19 protein-coding genes and 2 pseudogenes are annotated in these 25,306 nt (G+C 64.7%); 15 read left to right on the plus strand and 6 right to left on the minus strand.

All coding sequences use genetic code 11. The features are described 5' to 3' along the window. Positions 1–94: 94 nt before the first annotated feature. Complete coding sequence (locus ABIB42_RS03010; protein ID WP_229409763.1) at positions 95–703, plus strand: Rhs element Vgr protein; 609 nt, start codon at positions 95–97, stop codon at positions 701–703. Positions 704–1,130: 427 nt separating this feature from the next. On the opposite strand, the gene ABIB42_RS03015 is transcribed toward ABIB42_RS03010, so the two are convergent. Further along, on the minus strand, positions 1,131–1,316 hold the full coding sequence (locus tag ABIB42_RS03015; protein ID WP_071361709.1) for a hypothetical protein: 186 nt from the start codon (positions 1,314–1,316) through the stop codon (positions 1,131–1,133). Positions 1,317–1,580: 264 nt separating this feature from the next. Between ABIB42_RS03015 and ABIB42_RS03020 the strand changes: the two are divergent. Both ABIB42_RS03020 and ABIB42_RS03025 read left to right on the plus strand, forming a co-directional pair. Then, positions 1,581–2,206 (plus strand): annotated as a pseudogene (locus tag ABIB42_RS03020) (IS607 family transposase). Then, positions 2,197–3,387, plus strand: coding sequence for an RNA-guided endonuclease InsQ/TnpB family protein (locus ABIB42_RS03025; protein WP_071361708.1), 1,191 nt, complete (start codon positions 2,197–2,199; stop codon positions 3,385–3,387). The pseudogene ABIB42_RS03020 and the gene ABIB42_RS03025 overlap by 10 nt, the downstream one beginning before the upstream one ends. Positions 3,388–3,454: 67 nt before the next feature. Here the strand turns inward: ABIB42_RS03025 and eda are convergent, their stop codons facing one another. Together eda and edd are read right to left on the minus strand one after the other, a co-directional pair. After that, complete coding sequence (gene eda, locus ABIB42_RS03030; RefSeq protein ID WP_184240489.1) at positions 3,455–4,078, minus strand: bifunctional 4-hydroxy-2-oxoglutarate aldolase/2-dehydro-3-deoxy-phosphogluconate aldolase; 624 nt, start codon at positions 4,076–4,078, stop codon at positions 3,455–3,457. 31 nt (positions 4,079–4,109) lie between these two features. Continuing rightward, entirely contained in the window at positions 4,110–6,029 is a 1,920-nt protein-coding gene (gene edd / locus ABIB42_RS03035; RefSeq protein ID WP_429247885.1) for a phosphogluconate dehydratase, read from the minus strand. 229 nt (positions 6,030–6,258) lie between these two features. Here edd and pgi point away from each other — a divergent pair, with 229 nt between their 5' ends. The 3 genes from pgi to ABIB42_RS03050 all read left to right on the plus strand — a co-directional run bounded on the left by pgi (position 6,259) and on the right by ABIB42_RS03050 (position 10,004). Next, positions 6,259–7,914 carry a glucose-6-phosphate isomerase gene (gene pgi / locus ABIB42_RS03040; RefSeq protein WP_429247886.1) on the plus strand — a complete coding sequence of 552 codons (1,656 nt, stop codon included), beginning with the start codon at positions 6,259–6,261 and terminating at the stop codon, positions 7,912–7,914. A gap of 18 nt (positions 7,915–7,932) precedes the next feature. After that, on the plus strand, positions 7,933–8,829 hold the full coding sequence (locus ABIB42_RS03045; protein ID WP_040775295.1) for an SMP-30/gluconolactonase/LRE family protein: 897 nt from the start codon (positions 7,933–7,935) through the stop codon (positions 8,827–8,829). 86 nt (positions 8,830–8,915) lie between these two features. Continuing rightward, the gene (locus ABIB42_RS03050; protein WP_005665967.1) at positions 8,916–10,004 is read left to right on the plus strand and encodes an extracellular catalytic domain type 1 short-chain-length polyhydroxyalkanoate depolymerase; all 1,089 of its coding nucleotides are present in this window, start codon (positions 8,916–8,918) and stop codon (positions 10,002–10,004) included. 12 nt (positions 10,005–10,016) lie between these two features. On the opposite strand, the gene ABIB42_RS03055 is transcribed toward ABIB42_RS03050, so the two are convergent. Then, complete coding sequence (locus tag ABIB42_RS03055) at positions 10,017–11,396, minus strand: methyl-accepting chemotaxis protein (RefSeq protein WP_229409761.1); 1,380 nt, start codon at positions 11,394–11,396, stop codon at positions 10,017–10,019. 325 nt (positions 11,397–11,721) lie between these two features. Here ABIB42_RS03055 and zwf point away from each other — a divergent pair, with 325 nt between their 5' ends. The 6 genes from zwf to tal all read left to right on the plus strand — a co-directional run bounded on the left by zwf (position 11,722) and on the right by tal (position 18,454). After that, complete coding sequence (gene zwf / locus ABIB42_RS03060; RefSeq protein ID WP_005665964.1) at positions 11,722–13,191, plus strand: glucose-6-phosphate dehydrogenase; 1,470 nt, start codon at positions 11,722–11,724, stop codon at positions 13,189–13,191. Between the two features lie 27 nt (positions 13,192–13,218). Next, positions 13,219–14,073 (plus strand): SIS domain-containing protein, encoded by an 855-nt coding sequence (locus tag ABIB42_RS03065; RefSeq protein ID WP_005665962.1) that lies wholly within the window; start codon positions 13,219–13,221, stop codon positions 14,071–14,073. Between the two features lie 80 nt (positions 14,074–14,153). Next, a complete protein-coding gene (locus tag ABIB42_RS03070; protein ID WP_219864956.1) occupies positions 14,154–15,872 on the plus strand; it encodes a S41 family peptidase in 1,719 nt (572 codons plus the stop codon). Between the two features lie 101 nt (positions 15,873–15,973). Beyond that, entirely contained in the window at positions 15,974–16,972 is a 999-nt protein-coding gene (locus tag ABIB42_RS03075; protein ID WP_429247887.1) for a hypothetical protein, read from the plus strand. Positions 16,973–17,000: 28 nt separating this feature from the next. Continuing rightward, on the plus strand, positions 17,001–17,498 hold the full coding sequence (locus ABIB42_RS03080) for a GAF domain-containing protein (RefSeq protein WP_005665956.1): 498 nt from the start codon (positions 17,001–17,003) through the stop codon (positions 17,496–17,498). 26 nt (positions 17,499–17,524) lie between these two features. Then, positions 17,525–18,454, plus strand: a complete 930-nt coding sequence (gene tal / locus ABIB42_RS03085) for a transaldolase (RefSeq protein ID WP_429247888.1) — start codon at positions 17,525–17,527, stop codon at positions 18,452–18,454. 59 nt (positions 18,455–18,513) lie between these two features. On the opposite strand, the gene ABIB42_RS03090 is transcribed toward tal, so the two are convergent. Continuing rightward, positions 18,514–18,930 carry a TetR family transcriptional regulator C-terminal domain-containing protein gene (locus ABIB42_RS03090; RefSeq protein ID WP_273027754.1) on the minus strand — a complete coding sequence of 139 codons (417 nt, stop codon included), beginning with the start codon at positions 18,928–18,930 and terminating at the stop codon, positions 18,514–18,516. 27 nt (positions 18,931–18,957) lie between these two features. Further along, positions 18,958–19,131 (minus strand): annotated as a pseudogene (locus ABIB42_RS03095) (TetR family transcriptional regulator); the annotation flags it as partial. Positions 19,132–19,298: 167 nt separating this feature from the next. On the opposite strand from ABIB42_RS03095, the gene ABIB42_RS03100 reads away from it, so the two are divergent. Genes ABIB42_RS03100 through ABIB42_RS03110 form a run of 3 tightly spaced genes read left to right on the plus strand, consistent with a single transcriptional unit; the run spans position 19,299 to position 25,248 of the window. Next, a complete protein-coding gene (locus ABIB42_RS03100) occupies positions 19,299–20,621 on the plus strand; it encodes an efflux RND transporter periplasmic adaptor subunit (RefSeq protein ID WP_005665950.1) in 1,323 nt (440 codons plus the stop codon). A 23-nt stretch (positions 20,622–20,644) separates the two neighbouring features. Then, positions 20,645–23,803, plus strand: a complete 3,159-nt coding sequence (locus ABIB42_RS03105; protein WP_005665948.1) for an efflux RND transporter permease subunit — start codon at positions 20,645–20,647, stop codon at positions 23,801–23,803. Continuing rightward, on the plus strand, positions 23,800–25,248 hold the full coding sequence (locus tag ABIB42_RS03110; RefSeq protein ID WP_005665946.1) for an efflux transporter outer membrane subunit: 1,449 nt from the start codon (positions 23,800–23,802) through the stop codon (positions 25,246–25,248). The genes ABIB42_RS03105 and ABIB42_RS03110 overlap by 4 nt, the downstream gene beginning before the upstream one ends. Positions 25,249–25,306 lie beyond the last annotated feature (58 nt).

The following is a 25,306-nucleotide window of genomic DNA, read 5'->3' on the forward strand; positions in this document are numbered from 1 at the left end:
GGTGCAGTCGCCGAAGTCACGCAGGAACGGCGCCAGCACGCGCTCGTTTCGAGCGTCACGAGTCGTGCCATCGCCGTTGTTGTACGATTCGTCCATGGACTACGAAATCAATGGCCGCTTGCGAAAAACCCATCGCGGCCTTCACAGCGAACAGCGTTCCCGGAGCTTGACCGCCGGGGAGACAGCGATGGCTCGACTGCTGTTCAAGGACTCCGTCGACTATCGGCGGGTGCGCGTCCATGCTCGCCGCTACATGCCTTTCCAGCCGAAGAACTGCTGCATGACGCCCAACGGCAGCTTGTACTTTCACCGTTCCTGTTTCCTGCCCGATTACACCCGGGGCGACCCGCCAGCGGTGCACTGGTATCTCCATGAGATGGTGCATGTTTGGCAGCATCAGCTTGGATACGCGGTGCGTCTACGCGGTGCGGTGCGTGTTGGACTGCCATACCACTACGAACTGGCGCCGGGTAAAACGCTTGCAGACTACAACATGGAGGCTCAAGGCGACTTGTTGGCAGATTACTTTTCCCTCAAGCACTTACGCTCTTCGGCAGCGATGCGCCAGCGGCGTTACGCAGGCAGTCTAGTGCTGTATGAAGAGGTGCTTGCGGGCTTTCTAGCCGATCCCAGCAGCGTGGCGAATCTGCCTCGTGATTGGGGGCGCTGCTTACTGGCGACGGTTCCGAAGTCGCAGGACTAATGCCGTAGCGGCCCCCGCACCGATGGATGAAAGTACGATGATGTTCCCGACAGTCTCGACGTATACGCCCGTTGCGAACATAAGCATGGCGATGTACACAAGCACAGCCGTCAGAAACGCGGCGGCAAGGGAGATGAGGGTGGTTTTCATTTGAAGGCTTCCAACGTTGGGCAGTTGTAATGCAAGTGAGCATTGGAGCCACCAGCAAACACAATCTCTCCACGAACGACACGCAGTTGTTGGGTAAGAGAAGCCATTGCCATCGCTTGGACAGCAGTTCTTCGAGCTTTCGATGCGCTCCGAGTGGGTTACGGATGGGTACTGTCCAGCGACGGATTTCTACCTTGCCCCCTTCCTTCAGGTAGCGCTTGTATCCGGCCTCGGCCATGTATCGCGGTACTTCATTGAATCCTGCCACGTGGAAGTATCAGCCTGTCCCGCCGATGTGCAGCAGGGCATGCCCGCAGAAGTTGATGCTATCGCCGGATACGACGACAACACAGGCGTGATTGAAGTTTGACGGCTGGACGAAGCAGTTGTGCATCACTTCGCCAATGTAGGCCGAGGGCTTGTTCGCTTTTGCTTGAATCGCGCTGTTCGTAGCCCTGTCCATCACGACACCCTTCCTACGATCTTGGAGTGCTTGCGGCCTGTCATAGTCGTCTCCGTTCTTTGCTCGGGAAGTGACGATGATTCTTGACCGAACCTGATCGGAAAGAGTTGTCGTTTGTCAGCAGTTCAGCCGACCGCGATCAATAAGGCGCTGACGTAATGGCAAGTCAAATTTCGGAATCTTGAATTTTTGAAAAATTAAAATTTGATTAAGGGTTATTAACAGTTAGATGAGAACTTGTTTGATTATGCAGTCTTATGCACTATGAAAAAGTTCGTTTCCATCAGCTTGGCCGCGCAAGCCCTGGGCGTCTCGACCAGTACCTTGCGTCGCTGGGAGGCCAGCGGTCGGCTCACTCCAGAGCCAACAAATGGAGGTCAGGGCAGGTATGACTTGGCTGCCTTGCGACCTGAACGCAGGGCGGTTCCCAGGCGGTGCGCAAGACTGTCGCCTATGCACGGGTGTCCAGTCATGATCAAAAGGCTGACCTGGAGCGGCAAAAGCGGGTACTCGAATTGTACTGCGCGAGTCATGGATGGGCGTTCGATTTGATTGCCGACCTTGGGTCGGGCATGAACCATCGCAAAAAGGGCTTGAAACGTTTGCTCGACGGGATTGTCGAAGATGAGGTTGGACGCCTGGTCTTGACGCACAAGGACCGGCTGCTGCGTTTCGGCGCGGAGCTGATTTTGTCCCTGTGCCAGGCAAGGCAGGTCGAAGTGGTCATCATCAACCAGGGCGAAGACACCAATTTCGAAGAAGAGCTGGCCAGCGATGTGCTCGAGATCGTCACTGTCTTCTCGGCCCGTCTCTATGGAAGCCGCAGTCACCGCAACCAGAAGTTGATCGATGGCGTGCGTGCAGCAGTCAAGGAGTCGCAATGTACCTAGCCCATCGCATCCGACTCGATCCGAACAATGTCCAGGCGACGTACCTGGCGCGTGCCGCCGGCACTGCACGTTTCGCCTACAACTGGGCTTTGGTCGAATGGAAGCGACAGTACGAGGCAAGTAAGGTCGACCCGGAGGTGGACAAGCCACATGAGGCGGCATTGCGGCGCCAGCTCAACGCGATCAAGCGCGAGCAATTCCCCTGGATGCTCGAGGTAACCAAGAACGCACCGCAGATGGCGATCATTCAGTTGGGGCGAGCCTTCGCGAATTTCTTCAAAGGTCGTGCCCGCTATCCTGCCTTTCGCCGCAAGGGCCGTGACGATCGATTTACACTAAGCAATGAGCAGTTCCGTATCGAGGAAAAGCGCATCCACATTCCAATACTGGGATGGGTCCGTATGCACGAATTCCTGCGCTTCTCCGGGCGGATCGTCTCTGCCTCGATAAGCCGCATTGCGGGCCACTGGTACGCGAGCATCACTGTTGACATCAAGGATCGACCTCAACCGCCAGCCGAAACCCAAGGCGCGGTGGGAGTCGACCTCGGTGTCTCGGCGCTGGCCACGCTGTCGACCGGTGACGTGTTTATCGGCCCGAAAGCGTTGGGCACACTGCTTGCCCGTCTACAATGCCTGTCGCGCGAGGTCTCACGCAAAGTCAAAGGATCGCGCAATCGTGCCAAGGCAAAAGCCAGGCTTGCCCGGCTATACGCCCGGATCGCAGATCTGAGGCGCAACGGCCTGCATCAGTTGAGCACGTATATCACCCGCCGTTTCCACACCATCGGTATCGAAGACCTGAACGTGAAGGGCATGCTTGGAAATCGTTGTCTGGCCCGAGCGATCGCCGACATGGGATTTGGTGAATTGCGTCGCCAGCTGGAATACAAGGCGGCGCGGCGCGGCGGTCAGGTGGTCGTGGTGGATCGCTGGTACCCGAGCAGCAAGACATGCTCGTGCTGTGGCTACCGGATGGGTGTGCTTCCACTCACGGTGCGCCATTGGCGTTGTCCCGGCTGTGGCGCACTGCACGACCGGGACGTCAACGCGGCAATCAACCTGAGAAACATGGCGGTGAGTTTCACCGCATCGGCCTGTGGAGGGGCAGGCGCTGGCCTCGCGCGTCAAGTGCGAGGTGAAACCGGCCCCTGTGAAGCAGGAATTCAACAGCAAAGCTAACTATGGATAGCTTTGCGTAAGTTTGAAGGAACGGATAGCGCGATCGCAGCATGCGATCCTTCTGCCATCAAGCCGCGCGCAGCGCCGCCGCGGCCTTGGCCAGCTCGGTGATGTGGGCCCAGTCGCCGGCCGCGATCGCATCCTTCGGGGTCAGCCACGAGCCGCCCACGCAGGCCACGTTCTTGCAGGCCAGGAATTTCGGCGCGCTCTCGATCGAGATGCCGCCGGTCGGGCAGAAGGTCACGTCAGGCAGCGGGCCGCCGATCGCGTTGAGCATGCCGACGCCGCCGGCCGGCACCGCCGGGAACAGCTTCAGTTGCCGGAATCCCTGCTCGCGCGCCGCCATCACTTCGGACGGCGTCATCACGCCCGGCAGCAGCGGCAGGCCGCTCGACTTGGCCGCGTCGATCAGCGACTGGGTCAGGCCCGGCGAGACGCCGAACACGGCGCCGGCGTCGCGCGAGGCGGCGAATTCTTCCGGCTGGGTCAGCGTGCCGACGCCGACGATGGCGCCTTCGACCTGGCTCATGGCGCGGATCGCGCCCAGGCCGTGCTCGGTGCGCAGGGTCACTTCCAGCACGCGGATGCCGCCCGCCACCAGGGCCTTGGCCAATGGCACGGCGTGGTCGGGGTCGTCGATGGCGATGACGGGGATGACGCTCGCCGAGCGCATGATTTCAAGTAGGGTCATTGGTTGGCTCATTGGTTGACTCATTGATGGCTCACTTAGTGGTCCTGAAAAGATGGTCTTCGTCGGAGCCGGGGATGATCTCGCCGGCGTCAATGCCATCGTGCAGCGGCACGACGGTCTGTTTCGGCGACGGCAGCGGGAAGGTGGCTGCACCCTCCTCCGCCGCGCTGATCGAATTGCGGAACATGGAAAACAGTTCGCGGCCCATGCCAATGTGGCTCGAGGTCAGGTCTGCCGTGGCCTGCTTGCGCTGGGCCCAGACGTCCGCCGGCACCAGCGCTTCCATGGTGCCGGTATTCGCGTCGACACGGATCATGTCGCCGTCGCGCACCAGGCCCAGCGGACCGCCGGCCAGGATCTCGGGCGACACGTGGATCGCCGCCGGCACCTTGCCGGACGCGCCCGACATGCGGCCGTCGGTGACCATCGCGACCTTGTAGCCGGCATCCTGCAGATTGGCTAGCGCCGGGGTCAGCGCGTGCAGTTCCGGCATGCCGTTGGCGCGCGGGCCCTGGAAGCGGACCACGGCCACGAAGTCGCGGTTCAGCTTGCCGTCTTTATAGGCGTGCATGAAGTCTTCTTGCGAGTCGAAGGTCAGCGCCGGCGCTTCGACCGTGTAGTGTTCTTTCTTGACCGCCGAGACTTTCATCACCGCGCGGCCCAGGTTGCCCTTCACCAGCACCATGCCGCCATTGTTGTTGAACGGGTTGGTGGCCGGACGCAGCACGTTCTCGTCGCCGCTCACTGGCGCGGCGTCGCGGAACACGACCTTGCCGTCTTCGCCCAGGAACGGCTCCTTGCAGTGGTTGCGCAAGCCGCGACCGAGGATGGTGTTGACGTCCTCGTGCGCCAGACCGGCGTCGAGCAGTTCGCGGATCACGAAGCCCGGGCCGCCGGCGGCCTGGAAGTGGTTCACGTCGGCGTCGCCATTCGGATAGATGCGGGTCAGCAGCGGCACTACTTTCGACATCTCGTCGAAATCGTTCCAGTCGATCACGATGCCGGCCGCGCGCGCGATCGCCACCAGGTGCAGCGTGTGGTTGGTCGAGCCGCCGGTGGCGTGCAGCGCGGCGATGGCGTTGACGATGCTTTTCTCGTCGACGATATGGCCGATCGGCATGTAGTCGCCGCCCTGCTGCGAGATCGCGACCGCGCGCTGGGCCGCGGCGGCGGTGAGCGCGTCGCGCAGCGGCGTGCCCGGCGTGATGAAGGCCGAACCCGGCAAGTGCAGGCCCATGACTTCCATCAGCATCTGGTTGCTGTTGGCGGTGCCGTAGAAGGTACAGGTGCCCGCGCCGTGGTACGAGGCCGACTCGCCTTCGAGCAGTTCTTCGCGGGTGGCCTCGCCCTTGGCGTAGCGCTGGCGGATCGCGGCCTTCTCTTTGTTCGAGATGCCGGTGGTCATCGGGCCGCCCGGCACGAAGATGCCCGGAATGTGGCCGAAGTGCAGCGCGCCGATGAGCAGGCCCGGCACGATCTTGTCGCAGATGCCCAGGTACAGGGCGGCGTCGAACATATTGTGCGACAGGCCGACCGCGGTCGCCATGGCGATGGTGTCGCGCGAGAACAGCGACAGCTCCATGCCTGGCTGGCCTTGCGTCACGCCATCGCACATGGCCGGCACGCCGCTGGCGAACTGGGCCACGGCGCCGACTTCGCGCACGGCTTGTTTGATCACTTTCGGGAAATACTCGAACGGCTGGTGCGCCGACAGCATATCGTTATAGGAAGAAACGATGGCGACCGACGGGTCCTTGTGCTCGCGCAGCTTCAGCTTGTCGTTGGCCGGGAAGGCGGCGAAGCCGTGGGCCAGGTTGGTGCACGACAGGGCGCCGCGCTGGACGCCCTTGATGCGGGCTGCTTCGAGATGTTCGAGATAGGCTGCGCGCGAGCGCTTGCTGCGCTGGATGATGCGGTTGGTGACCTGTTCTACTACGGGGTGGAGCGCCATGTTCGTTCCTTCCTGAATTTAGTATCTGAAATTTTACTACAGATTAGTACGCTGCGCTCATCTCCAGACCGTTTCTCTATGACGGTGGAACGGTCGCGCGGCGCTCTACAGAGGGGAAAGGCATCTGGCAAATTGGATTCGCGCTGTTTTTTGTAGTGAATTTACGCGCAGATGCTTGTATTATTCGATAATCTATTATTGCCAACATTGTGCCACGCACCCCGACCCCATGCGCCAGCCTCCTTTGACCAGCACCGCCAGCTTCCAAGCCCTCGCCCAACACGCCGATACTGCCAAGACGTGGCAGATGCGCGACCTGTTCGCCGCCGATCCCGACCGCTTCGAGCGCTACTCGGACGAGGCCGCAGGCCTGTTCCTAGACTATTCAAAAAATCGCCTCGACGGGCGCACGCTTGAACTGCTGGTCCAGCTGGCGCGCGAGCGCGGCCTCGAGGCGCGCCGCGATGCGATGTTCACCGGCGAAAAGATCAACAACACCGAGAACCGCGCGGTGCTGCACACCGCCCTGCGCGCCCCGCGCGGCGCCACGCTGGTGGTCGACGGCCAGGAGGTCAATGCCGACATCCACGCCGTGCTCGACCGCGTGAAAACCTTCACCGACGCCGTGCGCAGCGGCGAGTGGCTGGGCCATACCGGCAAGCCGATCACGGATATCGTGAACATCGGCATCGGCGGCTCGGACCTCGGCCCCAAGATGGTGGTGCTGGCCCTGCGCCACTACGCCCACCCGCGCCTTCGCATGCACTTCGTGTCGAACGTCGACGGCCACGACATGGACGCGGCGCTGGCCCAGGTCGACCCCGAGACCACGCTGTTCATCGTGGCCTCCAAGACCTTCACCACGGCCGAGACCATGATGAACGCGCAGACCGCGCGCGCCTGGTTCCTGCAGCATGCGCCTGCTCAGTTGGCAGAACAGGCGCTGGCCAGGCACTTTGTCGCCGTGTCCACGAATACCGAGGCAATCAAGACCTTCGGCATCGACCCGGCGAACATGTTCCCGTTCTGGGACTGGGTCGGCGGCCGTTATTCGGTGTGGTCGGCGATCGGCCTGCCGGTCGCGCTGGCCGTGGGCTTCGGTTACTTCAAGGACTTCCTGGCGGGCGCGCACGAGCTGGATGAACACTTCCGCACTGCCCCGCTCGAGCAGAACCTGCCGACGCTGCTGGCCCTGATCGGCTTCTGGAACCGCCAGTTCCTGGATTGCGCCTCGGTGTCGATCGCGCCCTATCATCAAGACCTGAACCGCTTCCCGGCCTACCTGCAACAGCTCGACATGGAAAGCAACGGCAAGCGCGTGACCCGCGACGGCCAACCGGTCGACACGCCGACCTGCCCGGCGATCTGGGGCGAGTGCGGCACCAATGGCCAGCACGCCTATTTCCAGCTGTTGCACCAGGGCACCGACGTGACGCCGATGGACTTCATCGCCGCCCTGCGCCCGGCCCACGAGATGGACAACCACCACACCGCCCTGCTGGCCAACTGCTTCGCCCAATCCGAAGCGTTCATGAAGGGCAAGACGGCGATTGAGGTGCGCGCCGACCTGCAGGCCCAGGGCCTGGCGGCGGAAGAGATCGAGCGCCTCACGCCGCACAAGACCTTCCCCGGCAACCGTCCGAGCAACACCATCCTGATGGAACGCCTGACGCCATCGACCCTGGGCGCCCTGATCGCGCTGTACGAACACAAGACCTTCGTGCAGGGCGTGATCTGGGATGTCAACAGTTTCGACCAGTGGGGCGTTGAGTTAGGTAAAGTGCTGGCGAAGAAGATCGAAGCCGAGCTGGCCGGCGAACCCGCGCCCGGCCAGCACGACAGTTCCACCAACGGCCTGATCGCCCGCGCCAAGGCTGCTTTCTGAAACCTTCTCCATCACACTATGGCAACGGAAAAATTTGAAGTAGTACACGATGCGCCGATGCTGGTCGGCGAATCCGCGATCTGGCACGAAGTCGAATCGGCGCTGTACTGGGTCGACATCGAGGGCTACACCGTCAACCGCCTGCACGCGGCAAGCGGCAAGTTCACCTCGTGGAAGATGGGGTCGAACCCGTCGGCGCTGGCGATCGACGACAACAACTTCCTGGTCGTGGCCACCCGCCACGGCCTGCTGCGCCTGAACACCACCGACGGGTCGGAGTCGCCGATCACGAACGCGCCCTACGATCCATCGAAGGTGCGCTTCAACGACGGCCGGGTCGATCCACAGGGCCGGTTCTGGATCGGCACCATGTACGAACCGCGCGACCAGCCGGCCGCCGAGATGTACGTGCTGGACAAGGATCAATTGCGCCGCGCCTGGAGCGGCGGCATGACCAACTCGAACGGCCTGGCCTGGAGCCTGGACGGCCGCACGATGTACCACGCCGACACCACCACGCACCGCATCGACTGCTACGACTTCGACCCGGCCCTTGGTGAGCAGAGCAACCGCCGCACCATCGTGACCTTCCCGAGCGACAAGTCGGCGCCCGACTACGGCGGCCGTCCGGACGGCGCCACGATCGATGCCGAGGGCATGTACTGGGTGGCGATGTTCGAAGGCGCGCGCATCCTGCGCATCGCGCCGAACGGCGAGATCGTGCGCGAGATCAAGCTGCCGGTGAAGTGCCCGACCTCGGTCGCCTTCGGCGGGCCGGACCTGCGCACCCTGTACATCACCAGCGCCAGCCATGGCAGGTCGAAAGAAGAGCTGGAACAGTATCCGCTCAGCGGCAAGGTGCTGTGCCTCAAAATGGACGTGGCGGGGCGCGAAGAGCCGGAATACCGCATGTGATGCCGGCGCGAGCGGCGTGAGCCAGCGCACCGAAGAAGTCTGCCTTCGCAGTTATATTGCACTGCAACATAACTGCGGAGGTAGCCGTGTCAAAATCTACCCCAACGACCCGCTTGCTGCGCGACCTGGCGCGCGCCGCCAGATCGCAACGCAAGCTGGTTGCCAAGCTATTCGACATCTATAGCGCGAAGCCGAGCGCGCGTTCCGTGGCCAGGCCACCCAAGCCGGCGCGGCCGAAACCGGCGCCTCCGGCCCAAGCGCGCCTGCCAGTCGCCTCGGGACGGTGGATCGAGGGCCATCATCTGCTTCCCTACTGGCTGTATCTTCCGCAACGCACACCCGAGCACGCCGCACTGACCGGCTGGCCGCTGGTCGTCATGCTGCACGGCTGCCATCAGACCGCGCTCGAATTCGCGCAAGGCACGCGCATGAACCGGCTGGCGCAGGCCAAGGGCTATGCGGTGCTGTACCCGCAGCAACCGGCGAGCGCGCAGGCGCAGCGCTGCTGGCGCTGGTTCGACCGCGCCGCCCAGGAGGGCGGCGGCGAGACCGGCGTGCTGGCGGCGCTCATCGATCATGTGTGCGCGGGGCACCGCATCGACCGCCGCCGCATCTATGCGTGCGGCCTGTCGGCCGGCGCCGGCATGGCCGCCATGCTGGCCCTGAACCATCCCGAGCTGATCGCCGCAATCGCCCTGCATTCCGGCCCGGTGTTCGGCGCCGGCCATACATCGCTGGGCGCCCTGCACGTGATGCGCCATGGCGCGGCGGCGCAGGCCGATGCGGCGATCCACGGCGTGCTGAAACGCCGCGCCACGCACTTGACTGCCGAGGCGATGCCCCTGATGCCGGCGCTGCTGATCCATGGCGAAGACGATCCGGTGGTCAGCCAGGTCAACCAGCAACACCTGACACGCCAATGGCTCCAGTTGAACGGTCTGCCTCCGGGGCCGGCCAGCCGCGTCGTCGCGATGCCGGCGGGACGCGGCGGCAGCCGCAACGCGCATGAAATCCAGGACTTCACGGCGCGCCGCAAGCTCGTCCTGCGCGTGGTGCGCATCGCGGGCCTGCGCCACGAATGGAGCGGCGGCGACCCGACGCTCAGGTTCAATGCGAAAGCGACGCCGAACGCCAGCCGCCTGGCGCTCGAGTTCTTCGGCAGGCACCGGCGATGAATGCGACCGTCCTCAGCGCCCCATCATCCGCGCCGAGTCGTACCCGATCCTGACCGCACCCCAGTGCTTCCCCTGGAACACGATCGGCATCGACAGGTCGTTGATCACTTCTCCCGTATCGCGCAGATAGGTCTGCAGCAGGAAGGGTTCGCGGTTCTTCGCCAGCCGGATGCCCACCGGATCGTCGAAGATGCGCTTGTTGCGGCAATACACGAGATCATGCTCGCGCTGCCCGGTCGACGGCCGCGAGAACTTGGTGTTGTGGGTAGGCGCATAGCCCCGGTTGTCGACCGCCAGCGCATAGGCGGCGCCCGGCAGTTCGGTCAGCACGCGGTCGAACATCTGCTGCAGGTCGCGCTCCACCGCGCGGTCGTACGAGGTCGTGAAACGCGGCGGATCGGATTGCGCGATTGGCCGGTACTGCTGGTCGAAGATGTTGGCGCCGCCGGCCGCGTGGCTGCTCAGGCAGGCCAGCACCTCGTCGCGCAGCGCGGTGGTGCCGTCCACCAGCGCATCGAAGGCCGTGCCGCCGGTGCGAAAGCCCGCCAGCACGCCCTGCAGCTCCTCGGTGGCCACCCGCACTTCGTCCACGCGGCGCGAAGCGTCCTGCATCGTGGTCTTGGCGCTGGAGGCGTTGTGCGCCACCTCTTCCACTTTCGCATTGATCTGCTGGTTGACGCCGTCGAGCGACTGCATCGCCGCCGCCATCTGGTCGACGGTGGCGGTCATGCGCTCGAAGTCGGCAACGAAAGCGGTGAGGTGGCTGGCCGCGCTGCCGGCTTCGCGCGCCGACACGTTCACGCCGTCGAGAATGCCGGCGGTGGCGCCGGAGGTCGACGTCACCAGCGCGCGCATGGCATTGCTGGCGGTGGCGATCTTGACCGCCTCGGCATTGACCACCTGCGACAGGCGCCGCACTTCGGAGGCGACCACCGCGAAGCCGCGCCCGGCCGGGCCGGCGCGCGCGGCCTCGATCGCGGCATTGATGGCCAGCAGATTGGTCTGGTTGGCCACGTTCTCGATCACGGTGCCGAACTCGCCGATCTCGCGCAGGTGGCCGACCAGCTGGGTCACGGTGCCGGAAAAGCCCTGCACCTGTTCCTCGATCAGCTTCATGCGCCGCTCGAGGCTGGCCAGTTCTTCCATCGATTCGCGCGCTTGCCCCAGGTTGCGCTGGGCGGTGTCGGCGATGCGCACCGTGCCGGCATTGACGTCGGCCGACAGCGCGGCCACTTCGCGCGCGCTGGCCGCCAGCGCATCGGCCGCCGCGTGCTGGCGCGCCGCCTGGGCCTGGGCCTGGTCGACTTCCTTGCGCAGGCGCGCGGCGTTGATCGCCGTGCGGATGCTGCCGTCGCGCGCCTTGACCACCAGCGTGCGGACGTTGCCGGACAAGGAGCGTCCATTGAATGGCGCAGCGACCTGCCGCAGCGCACGACCGATTTTATGCAACCACACCATGTCCCCTCCGTTCGCTGCTCGATTGGCAGCGATGTTTTCGTAAGGAAACTATAGTCGCATTTCCTGCAACTGTCATGCACATCCACTACCCACGTCGCATCCACGCCACCTCGGATGCGACCGGCATGAATCGGATATGGCACCATGGTGCGATACCTGACGCCACGTAGTAAATTTACTTGCTATCAAGGTATTTATGTAGTAAATTTACATCGATATGCTTTCCGGTTCCAACCCCTTTATGCACCGACGACCGACCATGGCCCTTTCCGATTTCGATCTCGTTTTCTTTGGCGGCAGCGGCGACCTTGCGATGCGCAAGCTGTTGCCCGCGATGTACTCGCGCGACGTCTGCAACGACCTGCCCGACGCCAGCCGCATCATCTGCGTCGGCCGCGACGACGCGACCCAGGAAGAATTCCTGCGCATGGTCGAAACGAATTCGAAACCGCACATCAAGGACGGCCCGGATGAAGCCAGCTGGGCGCGCTTCCTGAAGCGCATCACCTACGTGGCGCTGAACGCGACCGACGTCTCGACCTACCAGGCGCTGGTCGAGGCCCTGCGCCATGACGCATCGCTCACCCGCGTGTATTACCTGGCCACGCCGCCGCAGCTGTTCGCCAAGATCTGCGACAACCTGGCCGCCACCGGCCTGGCCACGCCGAATTCGCGCGTGGTGCTCGAAAAGCCGCTGGGCCGCGACCTGGCCTCGGCCAAGCAGATCAACCTCGACGTCGGCAAGGTGTTCGCCGAATCGCAGATCTACCGCATCGACCACTACCTGGGCAAGGAGACCGTGCAGAACCTGCTGGCGCTGCGCTTCGGGAACATCCTGTTCGAGCCGCTGTGGCGGCGCGAATGGATCTCGGACGTGCAGATCACGATCGCCGAAAAGATCGGCGTCGGCAACCGCCTGGGCTACTACGACAATTCCGGCGCGCTGCGCGACATGCTGCAGAACCACCTGCTGCAGCTGCTGTGCATCGTGGCGATGGAACCGCCGACCTCGATCGCGCCGGACGCCGTGCGCGACGCCAAGCTGCAGGTATTGAGGTCTTTAAAACGTTTTACCCCGACCACGCTGTCGCAGAACATCATCCGCGGCCAGTACCGCGCCGGCTACATCGACGGCCAGCAGGTGCCGGGCTACCGCGAGGAACCCGATGCGCCCAAGAGCTCGCGCACCGAGACCTTCGTGGCGATGAAGGCCGAGATCGACACCTGGCGCTGGGCCGGCGTGCCGTTCTACCTGCGCACCGGCAAGCGCATGGCCGACCGCCTGGCCGAGATCGTGGTGCGCTTCAAGCCGATCCCGCACTCGATCTTCAACCAGCCGACGTCGAGCTTCCAGCCCAACAGCCTGGTGATCCGCCTGCAGCCGGACGAAGGCCTGTCGATGAACCTGATGGCCAAGACGCCGGGCGATTCGATGCGCCTGAAGCAGGCCGAACTCGAACTCGATTTCCGCGAACAGTTCAAGGCGCCCCGCATGGAGGCGTACGAACGCCTGCTGCTCGACGTGCTGCGCGGCCAGCTGACCCTGTTCATGCGCGGCGACGAGCTGGAAGCGGCCTGGGAATGGGTCGAGCCGATCCTGGAGCACTGGGAGCAGGACGACAGCGCGCCGGCGCCGTACACCTCGGGCACCTGGGGCCCGGCGGCGGCCAGCGCCCTGATCGGCCGCGACGGCCTGCAGTGGCGCGAAGAATCGCTGCCGGAAGACTGACGCTCGAGACCTGCTGGATACTTACTTATGCTGCTCGACTCGATCCGCACCCAGCTCGACACGCTCTCCAAATCGGAGCGCAAGGTCGCGCTCGCGGTGCTGGCCGCCCCTTCCGCGACCGTGAGCCAGAACATCACCGCCCTGGCGCGCAATGCCCAGGTGTCGGAACCGACCGTGGTGCGCTTTTGCCGCACGCTCGGCTACGACGGCTGGCACGAGTTCAAGCTCAAGCTGGCGCAGGGCCTGGCGCTGGCGCTGCCCGGCGCCAGCGAGGCGCCGCACCAGGACGACCTGGCGTCGGACCTGATCAACAAGATCTGCAGCCGCTCGATCAACACCCTGCTCGACCTGCGCAACAACCTCAAGCCGGAACTCGTCCAGCAGGCGCTCGAGATCCTGGCGCGCGCCAACAAGATCGAGTTCTACGGCCAGGGCACGTCCGGCTTCGTGGCCGCCGACGCCCAGCACAAGTTCTTCCGCTCGGGCGTGCCGACGGTGGCCTACACCGACCCGTCGATCCATTCGATCGCGGCGGCCCTGCTGCGCGAAGGCGATGCACTGGTGGCGATCTCGCAGCGCGGCAACAACCCGGCGCTGACCCGTTCGGCCAAGCTGGCCAAGGCCGGCGGCGCCGACGTGATCGTGCTGGCGCCGTCCGGCACGCCGCTGGCCGAGATGGCCACCCTGCTCATCCCGATCGACCTGGTGTTCGCCACCGACCCCTACACGCCGATCTCGGCGCGCCTGGCCTACCTGGTGGTGATCGACGTACTGGCGGTGGGCCTGGCGCTGCGCCGCGGGCCGGAGTTCCGCAAGAAGATGCAGAACGCGCAGAAGGCGCTGCAGGAGTTCGACATGCAGTTCGATTCGTTCATCGGCTGATCCACTGCCGTGGAAAAGGGTGAATTTTTCACCCTTGCATCCTTGTACACTTTTCGGCATACCAACTGCCGAGTACCTCGATGCCCCGTCATCCCCTTGCATTTCTCCTTTGCGCCATCCTGTCCCTGCCCGCCGGGGCCGGCGAGCAGCTCGGCTATTCTCCGGCCCAGGCCAGTTACGACTACGCGCAAACGGTGCGCAACGAGGTAAGTGCCGCGCTCAAGGAGCACCCGGACCGGGCCAGCCTCGAACAGGCGGCGTCGCGCCTCGAGCAGCTGCTCGCCTGGCTGGACACGCCCCTGACCCGCGACCTTGGCACCGGTTCCCGCGCCCTCTACTTCCGCGGCCTGGACGTGCAACGCGAGCTGGCCATCATCCATCTCCGGCTGGGCAATACCGACAAGGCGCTCGATGCGCTGGAGAGCATGCTCGATTACGGCTGGCTGGGCGACGCGATGGTGGCCGTGCTGGGCGACGAAGCGTTCGCGGCGATCCGCGGCGAGCCTCGTTTCCAGGCCATCCTGCGCACTTCCACCACCCCGCAGCGCATGCTGAAGGATCTTGGCGCCGACTCCCCTTATCGCGAACGACTTCCGGTGGAGGAACGCATCGCCGGCCTGACGCAATTCTGGTCTGATGCGCGGCAGTACTTCGTCCACTTCGACAATGCGCCGGAACTGGACTGGAACAAGACCTATCTCGAATTCCTGCCCAGGGTGATGGCGGCGGAAACCACCGCCGACTATTACCAGGTGCTGATGCAGCTGGCGCCGCTTTTGCGCGACGGCCACACCAATATCTTTGCGCCGCAAGAACTGGAAGAACGCTTTTACGCGCGCCCGCCGATCGTGACGGAGCTGGTGGGCGACACCGTGCTGGTGGTCGCCGTGAACAGCACGGCGCTGGCGGGACGGCTGAAGGTCGGCGACGAGCTGGTCGCCGTCGACGGCGTGCCGGTCAAGCGTCATGCCGAAGAGAAGGTGGCGCCGTTCGTGAGCAGCTCGACGCCGCAGGATCACGCGCTGCGCACTTATTCCTACCAGCTGCTGGCGGGCGACGCGGCCCGGCCGGTGCGCCTGACCCTGCGCGACAGTGCCGGACGCCAGCGTGAAGAAAGCGTTGCGCGCGGCCAGCAAGACCTGAACAGCCATGAAAAATTCGGATTCCGCATGCTTGCGGGCGACGTCGCCTATATTTCGCTCGACCATTTCGAGAGCGACGAGGGCGTCAAGGCATTCACGAAAGCCCTGCCGCAGATCATGCGCGCCAAGGGCCTGATCATCGACGTGCGCAGGAACGGCGGCGGCTCGGGTGTCCATGGCGAGCGCATACTCGAACACCTGACCCGGCAGGCAATCCCGCGCGCCATGAGCTTCATGCGCGGCACCAGCATCGTGGCGGGCGCGCAATCGCGCCTGGTGACCTGGGAACCGGTGGCGCGCTCCGCGCCTGCGCACAGCCGCGACGGCGATGTCTACGAAGGACCGGTGGCGGTGCTGACCAGCGCCGCCACCTTCTCCGCCGCCGAAGATTTCGTCCTTGCCTTCAATGCCCTGGGGCGGGGCGCCACGATCGGCGCCACGACCGGCGGCAGCACCGGCCAGCCGATGAGCATCCGCTTGCCGGGCGGCGGCTGGGGACGCATCTGCATCAAACGCGACCTGCTGCCCGACGGCGGAACGTTCGTCGGCCGCGGCCTGAAGCCGGACATCGAAGCCGGGCCGACCGTACAGTCGATCCGCAAGGGCGTGGACCCGGTGCTGGAGCGGGCACTGGCCCATCTCAGGGGCCTGCGCTGACGGCAAGAAACGCATTTGGTCTAGAATGGGCGGTTCCTGACCCTTGCCGATCAACCCATGGATCTCGATCTTTCAATGGCCGATCGGTCCTGACTAGTTAAATGCCGACGTTCTACAAGCTACTCCTGTCGACCCTCGTTGCGGCCGGCGCCCTGACGATGTGCATGGCCAAGTCCGAGCTGCAGCTGCCCGCTCCGATCGTGATGCGCGCCGTGAGCGGCGTCGAGAACGTCGAATTGCGCCACATCGGCTTCGACCAGCCCGGCGCGGGCCCATTCCAGCCGCTGTTCGGCCTTGACGACGCATTGTGGGCCAACTATCCGTCCGTGCTATATCTCGACAAGGTCTATCGCCGTGCCGGTCCGGGCAGCTTCGTCGTGCATCCTCGCGGCGACGTCCGCGCGCGCTACGTGGTCGAGGAACACGCGGACCGGTCCGAAGAAAGAATTGACCGCATCACCAGCCTGTCCATCCACGACCGCGACAGTGACGAACTGCTCGGCCGAAAATACCTGCGCGCCCGGCAGATCGATGCCGGACGCGTCCCGGTCGGCGAAGAGGCCATGGCGTTCGTGCGCAGGGTGCTGGGCACGGCGGCCCCGGCCGGCGGCCGACCCGACCAGCCGCCGTATGGCGCAGCGCCCGTCACGCACACGCCGCTCCGGGCCGGCCGCGAAGATCCTCCCATTCAAGGAGGCGATGGCTGTCCGCCTTCCTACCGGATCGCGACGGTGGCGTCGCACCGGCAGTTCGATGCCGGCGCGTGGTCGTTCCGGCCCTGGTCCGACGTCGACAGCTTTGCCTGCACCGGCAACTTCATCCTGGTGGCGTCGGGCGACGGCGCGCGCCTGCTGCTCGACCTGCTGGACCCGACCGGCAAACACCTGTTCCAGACCGAGGTCGCGATGCCGCTCGACGCGCGCGCCGGCGCGACGGTGCAACGCCTGCGGGTGAACGGCGAGCGCCTGCAGACCGACGTGCATTATCACCCTGGCAAGCTCCCCGACGGCAAGCCGAGGCTGCGCCAGCGGTTCAGGATGGTTATTTCGATGACACCGCCGGAGCCCGGAGCGCCTGCGGCAGCGGTGGCTGTAAAATAGCGGTTTTCGACCAGCATTTTCGCCTGACATGCATATCAATCCCGAACGCAGCGACCGTCCCGACTATGACCTGCTGGTGCGTCAAGTGACCAGCGTCCTCGAGGGCGAGCGCGACCTGACCGCCAATGCTTCCCAGTTCTCGGCCCTGGTCTACGACACGTTATCAAGCCTGAACTGGGCCGGCTTCTACTTCACGGTTCCCTCGAAAAAAGGCGAAGGCCAGGACCTGCTGGTCGGCCCGTTCCAGGGTAAACCCGCCTGCGCCCGCATCCCGTTCGGGCGCGGCGTCTGCGGCACGACCGCCGTCAAGCGCGAGACCATCGTGGTGCCGGACGTGCATGCCTTCCCGGGCCACATCGCCTGCGATTCGGCGTCCGCCTCGGAAATCGTCATTCCGGTGATCAAGGATGACAAGCTCATTGGGGTGTTCGATATCGACAGCCCGAAGCCGGACCGTTTCTCGGAAGAAGATCGCGCCGGCCTCGAAGCCATGCTCGCGGCATTCATTGCCGCCACCGATTTCTAATTGCGCCACACCATCCAGAGACCCACATGAACCAACTCGAACAGCTCAAGCAGTACACCACCGTGGTCGCCGACACCGGCGACTTCCAGTCGATCAAGGCCTATGCCCCACAGGACGCGACCACCAATCCTTCCCTGATCCTGAAGGCCGTGCAAAAGCCGGAATACCGTCCGCTGCTGGAAAAGGCGATCGCCGATGCGCCGGACGCGTCGACCGAAGCGATCGTCGACAGCCTCCTGATCGCTTTCGGCGTCGAGATCCTGAAGTACGTGCCGGGCCGCGTCTCGACCGAGATCGATGCCGCGCTGTCGTTCGATACCGAAGCGACGGTGGCCAAGGGCCGCGAGCTGATCGCCCTGTATGAAAAGAACGGCGTGTCGCGCGAACGCGTCCTGATCAAGATCGCGTCGACCTGGGAAGGCATCCGCGCCGCCGAGATCCTGGAGAAAGACGGCATCCACTGCAACCTGACCCTGCTGTTCTCGCTGTGCCAGGCGGTGGCTTGCGCCGAAGCCGGCGTCAAGCTGATCTCGCCGTTCGTCGGCCGCATCTACGACTGGTACAAGAAATCGACCGGCCTTGAGTACCAGGGCGCCGACGATCCGGGCGTGCAGTCGGTCAAGCGCATCTACCAGTACTACCGCAAGTTCGGCTACGACACCGAAGTGATGGGCGCGAGCTTCCGCAATACCTCACAGATCCTGGAACTGGCCGGTTGCGACCTGCTGACGATCTCCCCGGACCTGCTGCAAAAGCTGGCCGACAGCGACGCGCCGGTCGAGCGCAAGCTGGTCAAAGACGACAGCGCCGATATCGAGAAGATCGCGATGGACGAAAAGACCTTCCGCTTCATGCTGAACGAAGACGCAATGGGCACCGAGAAGCTGGCCGAAGGCATCCGCGCCTTCGTCGCCGATTCGCTCAAGCTCAAGCAGATGATCGAAGGCATGCGTTAAACGCTGCGGCGTTAACGACGAACCCGGCCGCGGCCGGGTTTTTTATTGGGAATGCGCGTTCAGCGCGCCTTCAACCCCGCCAGGAAGGTATCGATCACCTCCCCGCCCAGCGCCATCAGGTCGAACGATTCCAGGTCGAACAGCCAGTTGCGCAGCAGGCCGTCGAGCATGATCCACATGCAGGTCGCCGCATTGTGCGGGTCGACGCTGGCCGGCAACTGGCCATTCGCGCGCGCCTCGGTCAGCTGCGCTTCCATGCGCGCGCGCCACTCGGCCACCGCTTCGCGCTTGCGCACGCGGGCCGAATCGACCTCGTCGGTGAACTCGGTCTTGAGGGTGGCGATCTCGAACACCCGGCGCGCCTTCTCGTCGCTGACGACGATGTGCAGCACCGCCATCAGCTCGTCGCGCAAGCGCTGCAGCGGGTCGGCGACCTCGCGCTCGCCCAGCTGCTGGATGGCGGTGTCCATCGGCATCGTGGCGCGATCCATCATCGCGCTGAACAGCGCGCCCTTGTCGACAAAATGCCAATAAATCGCCCCGCGCGTTACACCCGCCGCAGTCGCGATGTGCTGTAATGTCGTTCGCGAAACGCCTTGTTTAGCGAACAAGATCTCTGCTGCATCAAGAATGCTGTCGCGGGTCGCCGCTGCTTCTTCCTTCGTCCTGCGAACCATTTCTTTTGAGTAACCCTCGAATTAAAGGTGCTTAAACATTTTACATACAGTCGTGATAGTATATAAAACTATTTGCAAAAGCCAGCGTTGATCTCACATCCCGTGCATATGTTAGTGACTGGGGTGTGACATCGGCAAGTATTTCTAACTAGAAGGATGCACACGTAATGCGCTCTGCCAACTCCTCATCCATGTCCCTCACCCGGGTCGCGGCGGCCACCATGGCTGCGGTGGTCCTGCTGTCTGCCTGCGGCAAGAAAGACGATCCGGCCAAGGCCGGCGCCCCCGCCGGCCAGCAGATGCCGGCGCCCGAAGTCGGCGTCGTCACCGCCGCCTTCCAGACCGTCGCGCTGCAGAACGAACTGCCGGCGCGCGTGGAACCGATCCGCACCGCCCAGGTTCGCGCCCGCGTCGACGGCGTGGTGCTCAAGCGTTCCTTCACCGAGGGCAGCATCGTCAAGCAGGGCCAGTCGCTGTTCACCATCGACCCGGCGCCTTACCAGGCCCAGCTCGCCGCAGCGCGCGCCGACGTCGCGCGCGCCGAAGCCAACCTGGTAGCCTCGCGCGCCATCGCCGAGCGCTACAAGCCGCTGGTCGAAGCCAATGCCGTCAGCAAACAGGAATTCGACAACGCCGTCGCCGCCCAGAAGCAAGGTGAGGCCGAAGTCGCCGCAGCCAAGGCCCAGCTGCGCGTTGCCCAGATCAATGTTGGTTACACCAATGTGAACGCTCCCATCACGGGCCGCATCGGCCGCGCGCTGGTGACCGAAGGCGCGCTGGTGTCAAGCACCCAGTCGACCGAGCTGGCCCTGATCCAGCAGACCGACACCATGTACCTCAACATCACCCAGTCGGCCACCGAGCTGCAGCGCCTGCGCAAGCAGGGCGGCGGCGCCAACGACGTGCCGGTCACCGTGCTGCTGGAAGACGGCTCGGTCCTGCCGCAGCGCGGCAAGCTGCTGTTCTCGGACGTGACCGTCGACCAGGGCACCGGCCAGGTCACGCTGCGCGCCACCGTGGCGAACCCGAACAACGCCCTGCTCCCGGGCCAGTACGTGCGAGTGCGCATTGCCCAGGCTTCGCTGCCGAACGGCATCCTGATTCCCCAGCAGGCGGTCACCCGCGGCGGCCAGAACGGCGACACCGTGACCGTCATCGGCGCCGACAACAAGCCGGTCCCGCGCCAGATCCAGATCGCTTCGCAGCAGGATGAGAACTGGGTCGTCACCGGCGGCCTGAAGGAAGGCGAAAAAGTGATGGTCGACGGCTTCCAGAAGCTGCAGATGCTGCCGCCGGGTACCCCGGTCAAGCCCGTGCAGTGGACGCCGGCAGGCGCCCAGCAGGCGCCGGCCCAGGCAGGCGCAACGGCGGCCCAGCCGAACGCGGCCGGCGCCAAGGCGGCTGCCACCGCCGGTGCCGGCGATACCCGCACCCCGGATGCCGGTTCGCCGGTCGCGGGCGCGACCACGCCGGCCGACAGCAGCCGCTAAGAACAAAGGAATAGGACTTTCCAATGGCACGTTTTTTTATTGACCGCCCGATTTTTGCATGGGTGATCGCGCTGTTCATCATGGTGCTCGGTGGCGTCGCCATCAAGCAGCTGCCGATCGCGCAATACCCGACCGTGGCGCCACCCTCGATCGTCATCAACGTCGCCTATCCGGGCGCATCGGCGCAGACGCTTGAAGACTCCGTCATCTCGATCATCGAACGCGAGATGAACGGCGCCCAAGGCATGATTTACATGGAATCGACCAGCCAGGCCAACGGCACCGGTTCGATCACCGTCTCGTTCGAGACCGGCACCGACCCGAACCTGGCCCAGGTCGACGTCCAGAACCGCCTGTCGCGCGCCACCCCGCGCCTGCCGCCGGCGGTGACCCAGCAGGGTGTGCGCGTCGACCAGGCGCGCTCGAACTTCCTGCTGTTTACCATCCTGTCGTCGGACGACCCGAACATCGGCAACATCGAGCTGGGCGACTATGCCTCGCGCAACGTGCTGCCTGAAATCCAGCGCATCACCGGCGTTGGCCAGGCCCAGCTGTTCGGCACCGAGAAGGCGATGCGCGTCTGGATCGACCCGACCAAGCTGGTTGGCCTGAACCTGTCGCCGGCCGACGTCACCGCCGCGATCTCGCAGCAGAATGCCCAGGTCGCTTCCGGCACCATCGGTGACCTGCCGGTCGCCAAGGGCCAGCAGATCAGCGCCACCGTGATCGTCACCGGCCAGCTGTCGAACGTCGAACAGTTCGGCAACATCGTGCTGCGCGCGAATCCGGACGGCTCGACCGTGCGCCTGAAGGACGTGGCGCGCATCGAAATCGGCGGCCAGGCCTATGCCACCACCGCGCGCCTGAACGGCAAGCCGTCGGCCGGTATCGGCGTGCAGCTGGCGCCGTCGGGCAACGCCCTTGAAACGGCGGAGCTGATCAAGGCGCGCATGGCGGAGCTGCAGAAGTACTTCCCGAAAGGCATGAAGTACTCGATTCCTTACGACTCGACCACCTTCATCGACATCTCGATCGAGCAAGTGGTGCACACCCTGTTCGAAGCGATCGTGCTGGTGTTCCTGGTGATGTACCTGTTCCTGCAGAACATCCGCTACACCCTGATCCCGACCATCGTGGTGCCGATTGCCCTGCTGGGTTCGTTCGCCTGCCTGCTGGCGCTGGGCTTCTCGATCAACGTGCTGACCATGTTCGGCATGGTGCTGGTGATCGGTATCGTGGTCGACGATGCGATCGTGGTGGTGGAGAACGTCGAGCGCATCATGAGCGAGGAAGGTCTTCCCCCACTGGAAGCGACGCGCAAGGCGATGGGCCAGATCTCGGGCGCCATCATCGGCGTGACCGTGGTCCTGATCGCCGTGTTCGTGCCGCTGGCCTTCTTCGCCGGCGCGGTCGGCAACATCTACCGCCAGTTCTCGGTCGTGATGGTGACCTCGATCGGCTTCTCGGCCTTCCTGGCGCTGACCCTGACCCCGGCGCTGTGCGCGCACCTGCTGAAACCCGTCGAAGCCGGCCATCATATGGACAAAAAGGGTTTCTTCGGCTGGTTCAACCGCAATTTCACGGCCGGCGCCAAGAAATATGAAGGCTTCGTCGGCGCCATCCTCAAGCGCGCCGGCCGCTGGATGGTCGTGTTCGCGCTGCTGGTCGCCATCGTCGCCCTGATGTTCACCCGCATGCCGAACGCCTTCCTGCCGAACGAAGACCAGGGCTATGTGATCGCCAACATCCAGCTGCCGCCAGGCGCCACCGCCGAGCGTACCGGCACCGTGCTGCGTTCGCTGGAAGAGTTCGTGATGAAGCAGCCCGAGACCGCCAACATCGTGGCCGTGACCGGCTTCTCGTTCTCGGGCCAGGGCCAGAACATGGGTCTCGCGTTCATTCCGATGAAGCCGTGGGACGAGCGCAAGGAGCAAGGCCAGGACGCGCAATCGTTCGCCGGCCGCATCACCGGCCACATGGGCGCGGTGCGCGACTCGTTCATCTTCGTGGTGAGCCCGCCGCCGATCCCGGAACTGGGCACCGGCACCGGCTTCTCGTTCCGCCTGCAGGATCGTGGCGGCAACGGCCACGCGGCACTGCTGGCCGCGCGTAACCAGATGCTGGGCATGGCCATGCAGAGCAAGGTCCTGACCGGCATGCGTCCGGAAGGCCTGGAAGACGCGCCGCAGCTCAAGCTGAACATCGACCGCGACAAGGCGCAAGCCCTGGGCGTGACCTTCGGCGCGATCAATACCGCGCTGTCGACCTCGCTGGGTTCGTCGTATGTGAACGACTTCCCGAACGCCGGCCGCCTGCAGCGCGTGATCGTGCAGGCCGATGCGCCGCAGCGCATGCAGCCGGACGACCTGCTGCGCATCAACGCCCTGAACACCCAGGGCCAGCCGGTGCCGCTGTCGTCGTTCGCGACCACCGAATGGACCACCGGCCCGATGCAGACCAACCGCTACAACGGCTATCCGGCGATGAAACTCACCGGCGAACCGGCTCCGGGTTATTCGAGCGGCGATGCGCTGGAAGAGATGCAGCGCCTGGCAGCCCAGCTGCCGGCCGGCTTCGCCTTCGAATGGACCGGCCAGTCGCGTGAGGAAATCCTGTCCGGCTCGACCGCGGGCATCCTGATCGCCTTCTCGCTGCTGGCGGTGTTCCTGGCCCTGGCCGCGCTGTATGAAAGCTGGACGATCCCGGTCTCGGTGATGCTGGTGGTGCCGCTGGGCGTGCTCGGCTCGCTGATCGCGGCCAATATGCGCGGCTTGCCGAACGACGTGTACTTCAAGGTCGGCCTGATCACCATCATCGGCCTGGCGGCGAAGAATGCGATTCTGATCGTCGAATTCGCCAAGGACCTGCAGGCCGAGGGCAAGACGCCGTACGAGGCGGCGCTGGAAGCGGCGCACCTGCGCTTCCGCCCGATCATCATGACCTCGCTGGCCTTCATCCTCGGCGTGCTGCCGCTGGTCATCGCAGGCGGCGCCGGTTCGGCATCGCAGCGCGCCATCGGCACCGGCGTGATGGGCGGCATGATCACCGCGACCGTGCTGGGCGTGATCTTCGTGCCGGTCTTCTTCGTGGTGGTCCGCACGCTCTTCAAGGGCAGCGACCGCCAGCAGAAGATGTACGCGACTCAACATCAGAAGCATGTAGAAGAAGGAAGCAAACCATGATCAAGCACATCAAACTGGCGACGCCGCTGGCACTGGCGATGACGCTGGCAGGCTGCATCTCGCTGGCGCCGGACTATGAACGTCCGGCGGCCCCGGTGGCTGCGGCCTTCCCGGAAACCCCGAAGGCGGCGACCGAGTCGACCAGCCCGGTGCTGAACGCCGCCCCGGCCACGGTGGCCTGGCAGTCGTTCTTCACCGACGCCCGCCTGCGTTCGCTGATCGACGCGGCCCTGGTGAACAACCGTGACCTGCGCGTGGCGATCGCCAATATCGAACAGGCGCGTGCGCAATACCGCATCACCCGCGCCGACCGCCTGCCGAGCGTGGGCCTGGGCATCAGCGGCAACCGCCAGACCACCGGCGAAGACCAGCCGATCGAAAGCGTGTACCAGTCGGGCCTGTCGGTCTCGGCCTTCGAGCTCGACCTGTTCGGCCGGGTGCGCAACCTGTCCGAAGCGGCGCTGGCGCAATACCTGGCGACCGAGGAGGCGCGCAAGGCCACCCAGATCAGCCTGATTTCGTCGGTGGCCAGCGCCTGGCTGCAACTGCTGGCCGACGAAGAGCTGCTGCGCATCACGCAAGACACGCTGAACACGCGCCTGGAATCGGACAAGCTGACCCAGCTGCGCTTCGAGAACGGCGTGGCCTCGCGCCTGGAACTGCAGCAATCGCGTTCGCTGGTCGAGACGGCCCGCGCCACCCTGGCCCAGCAGCAGCGCCTGCGGGCCCAGGACATCAACCTGCTGACGCTGCTGGTCGGCGGCCCGCTGCCGGCCGACGTGAGCGCCGGCGCCACGCTGGCCAAGACCGAGCTGCCCGACATCCCGGCCGGCCTGCCGTCCGACCTGCTGACCAACCGTCCGGACATCCGTTCGGCCGAGCAGCAGCTGATCGCGGCCAACGCCAACATCGGCGCGGCGCGCGCGAACTTCTTCCCGCGCATCACGCTGACCGGCACCGCCGGCAGCGCCAGCAACGAGCTGTCGGGCCTGTTCGACAGCGGCACCTGGGGCTGGACCTTCGCGCCGCAGGCGATCCTGCCGATCTTCGACTACGGCCGCAACAGCGCCACGCTGGGCAGCGCCAGGGCCCAGCGCGACATCGCGGTGGCGCAGTACGAGCAATCGATCCAGACCGCGTTCCGCGAAGTGGCGGACGCGCTGGCCGGCCAGGCGACCTTCAGCGAACAGCTGCGCGCGCAAGCCGCGGTGACCGAGGCCGAAGCCGACCGCTTCAACCTGTCCGACCTGCGTTACCGCAGCGGCGCGGCCAGCTACCTCGACCTGCTCGATGCGCAGCGTTCGCTGTTCCAGTCGCAGCAGTTGTCGGTGCAGGCGAATCTGCTGCGCTTGCAGAATCAGGTGACCTTGTATCGCGTGCTGGGTGGCGGATGGACGGAGCCGGCGGCGCCGGCCGACGGCGCCACGCCGGTGGCGGCGCGCTAAGCTGCTGAAAGTGCTGTCATACGGACCGGGCCCATGTGGCCCGGTTTTTTTTGGGGGC

The organism is Massilia sp. UYP32, assembly GCF_050434365.1.
Classification (GTDB): Bacteria; Pseudomonadota; Gammaproteobacteria; order Burkholderiales; family Burkholderiaceae_D; genus Telluria; species Telluria timonae.

Excerpts from the sequence above, each read along its gene's own strand:
- ABIB42_RS03075 (WP_429247887.1), top strand. The coding sequence starts at position 15,974 with ATGCCGACGTTCTACAAGCTACTCCTGTCGACCCTCGTTGCGGCCGGC.
- tal (WP_429247888.1), top strand. The coding sequence starts at position 17,525 with ATGAACCAACTCGAACAGCTCAAGCAGTACACCACCGTGGTCGCCGAC.
- zwf (WP_005665964.1), top strand. The coding sequence starts at position 11,722 with ATGGCCCTTTCCGATTTCGATCTCGTTTTCTTTGGCGGCAGCGGCGAC.
- ABIB42_RS03065 (WP_005665962.1), top strand. The coding sequence starts at position 13,219 with ATGCTGCTCGACTCGATCCGCACCCAGCTCGACACGCTCTCCAAATCG.
- ABIB42_RS03100 (WP_005665950.1), top strand. The coding sequence starts at position 19,299 with ATGCGCTCTGCCAACTCCTCATCCATGTCCCTCACCCGGGTCGCGGCG.
- eda (WP_184240489.1), bottom strand. The coding sequence starts at position 4,078 with ATGACCCTACTTGAAATCATGCGCTCGGCGAGCGTCATCCCCGTCATC.
- ABIB42_RS03070 (WP_219864956.1), top strand. The coding sequence starts at position 14,154 with ATGCCCCGTCATCCCCTTGCATTTCTCCTTTGCGCCATCCTGTCCCTG.
- ABIB42_RS03010 (WP_229409763.1), top strand. The coding sequence starts at position 95 with ATGGACTACGAAATCAATGGCCGCTTGCGAAAAACCCATCGCGGCCTT.
- ABIB42_RS03015 (WP_071361709.1), bottom strand. The coding sequence starts at position 1,316 with ATGGACAGGGCTACGAACAGCGCGATTCAAGCAAAAGCGAACAAGCCC.
- ABIB42_RS03090 (WP_273027754.1), bottom strand. The coding sequence starts at position 18,930 with ATGCCGATGGACACCGCCATCCAGCAGCTGGGCGAGCGCGAGGTCGCC.
- edd (WP_429247885.1), bottom strand. The coding sequence starts at position 6,029 with ATGGCGCTCCACCCCGTAGTAGAACAGGTCACCAACCGCATCATCCAG.
- ABIB42_RS03025 (WP_071361708.1), top strand. The coding sequence starts at position 2,197 with ATGTACCTAGCCCATCGCATCCGACTCGATCCGAACAATGTCCAGGCG.
- pgi (WP_429247886.1), top strand. The coding sequence starts at position 6,259 with ATGCGCCAGCCTCCTTTGACCAGCACCGCCAGCTTCCAAGCCCTCGCC.
- ABIB42_RS03110 (WP_005665946.1), top strand. The coding sequence starts at position 23,800 with ATGATCAAGCACATCAAACTGGCGACGCCGCTGGCACTGGCGATGACG.
- ABIB42_RS03045 (WP_040775295.1), top strand. The coding sequence starts at position 7,933 with ATGGCAACGGAAAAATTTGAAGTAGTACACGATGCGCCGATGCTGGTC.
- ABIB42_RS03105 (WP_005665948.1), top strand. The coding sequence starts at position 20,645 with ATGGCACGTTTTTTTATTGACCGCCCGATTTTTGCATGGGTGATCGCG.
- ABIB42_RS03080 (WP_005665956.1), top strand. The coding sequence starts at position 17,001 with ATGCATATCAATCCCGAACGCAGCGACCGTCCCGACTATGACCTGCTG.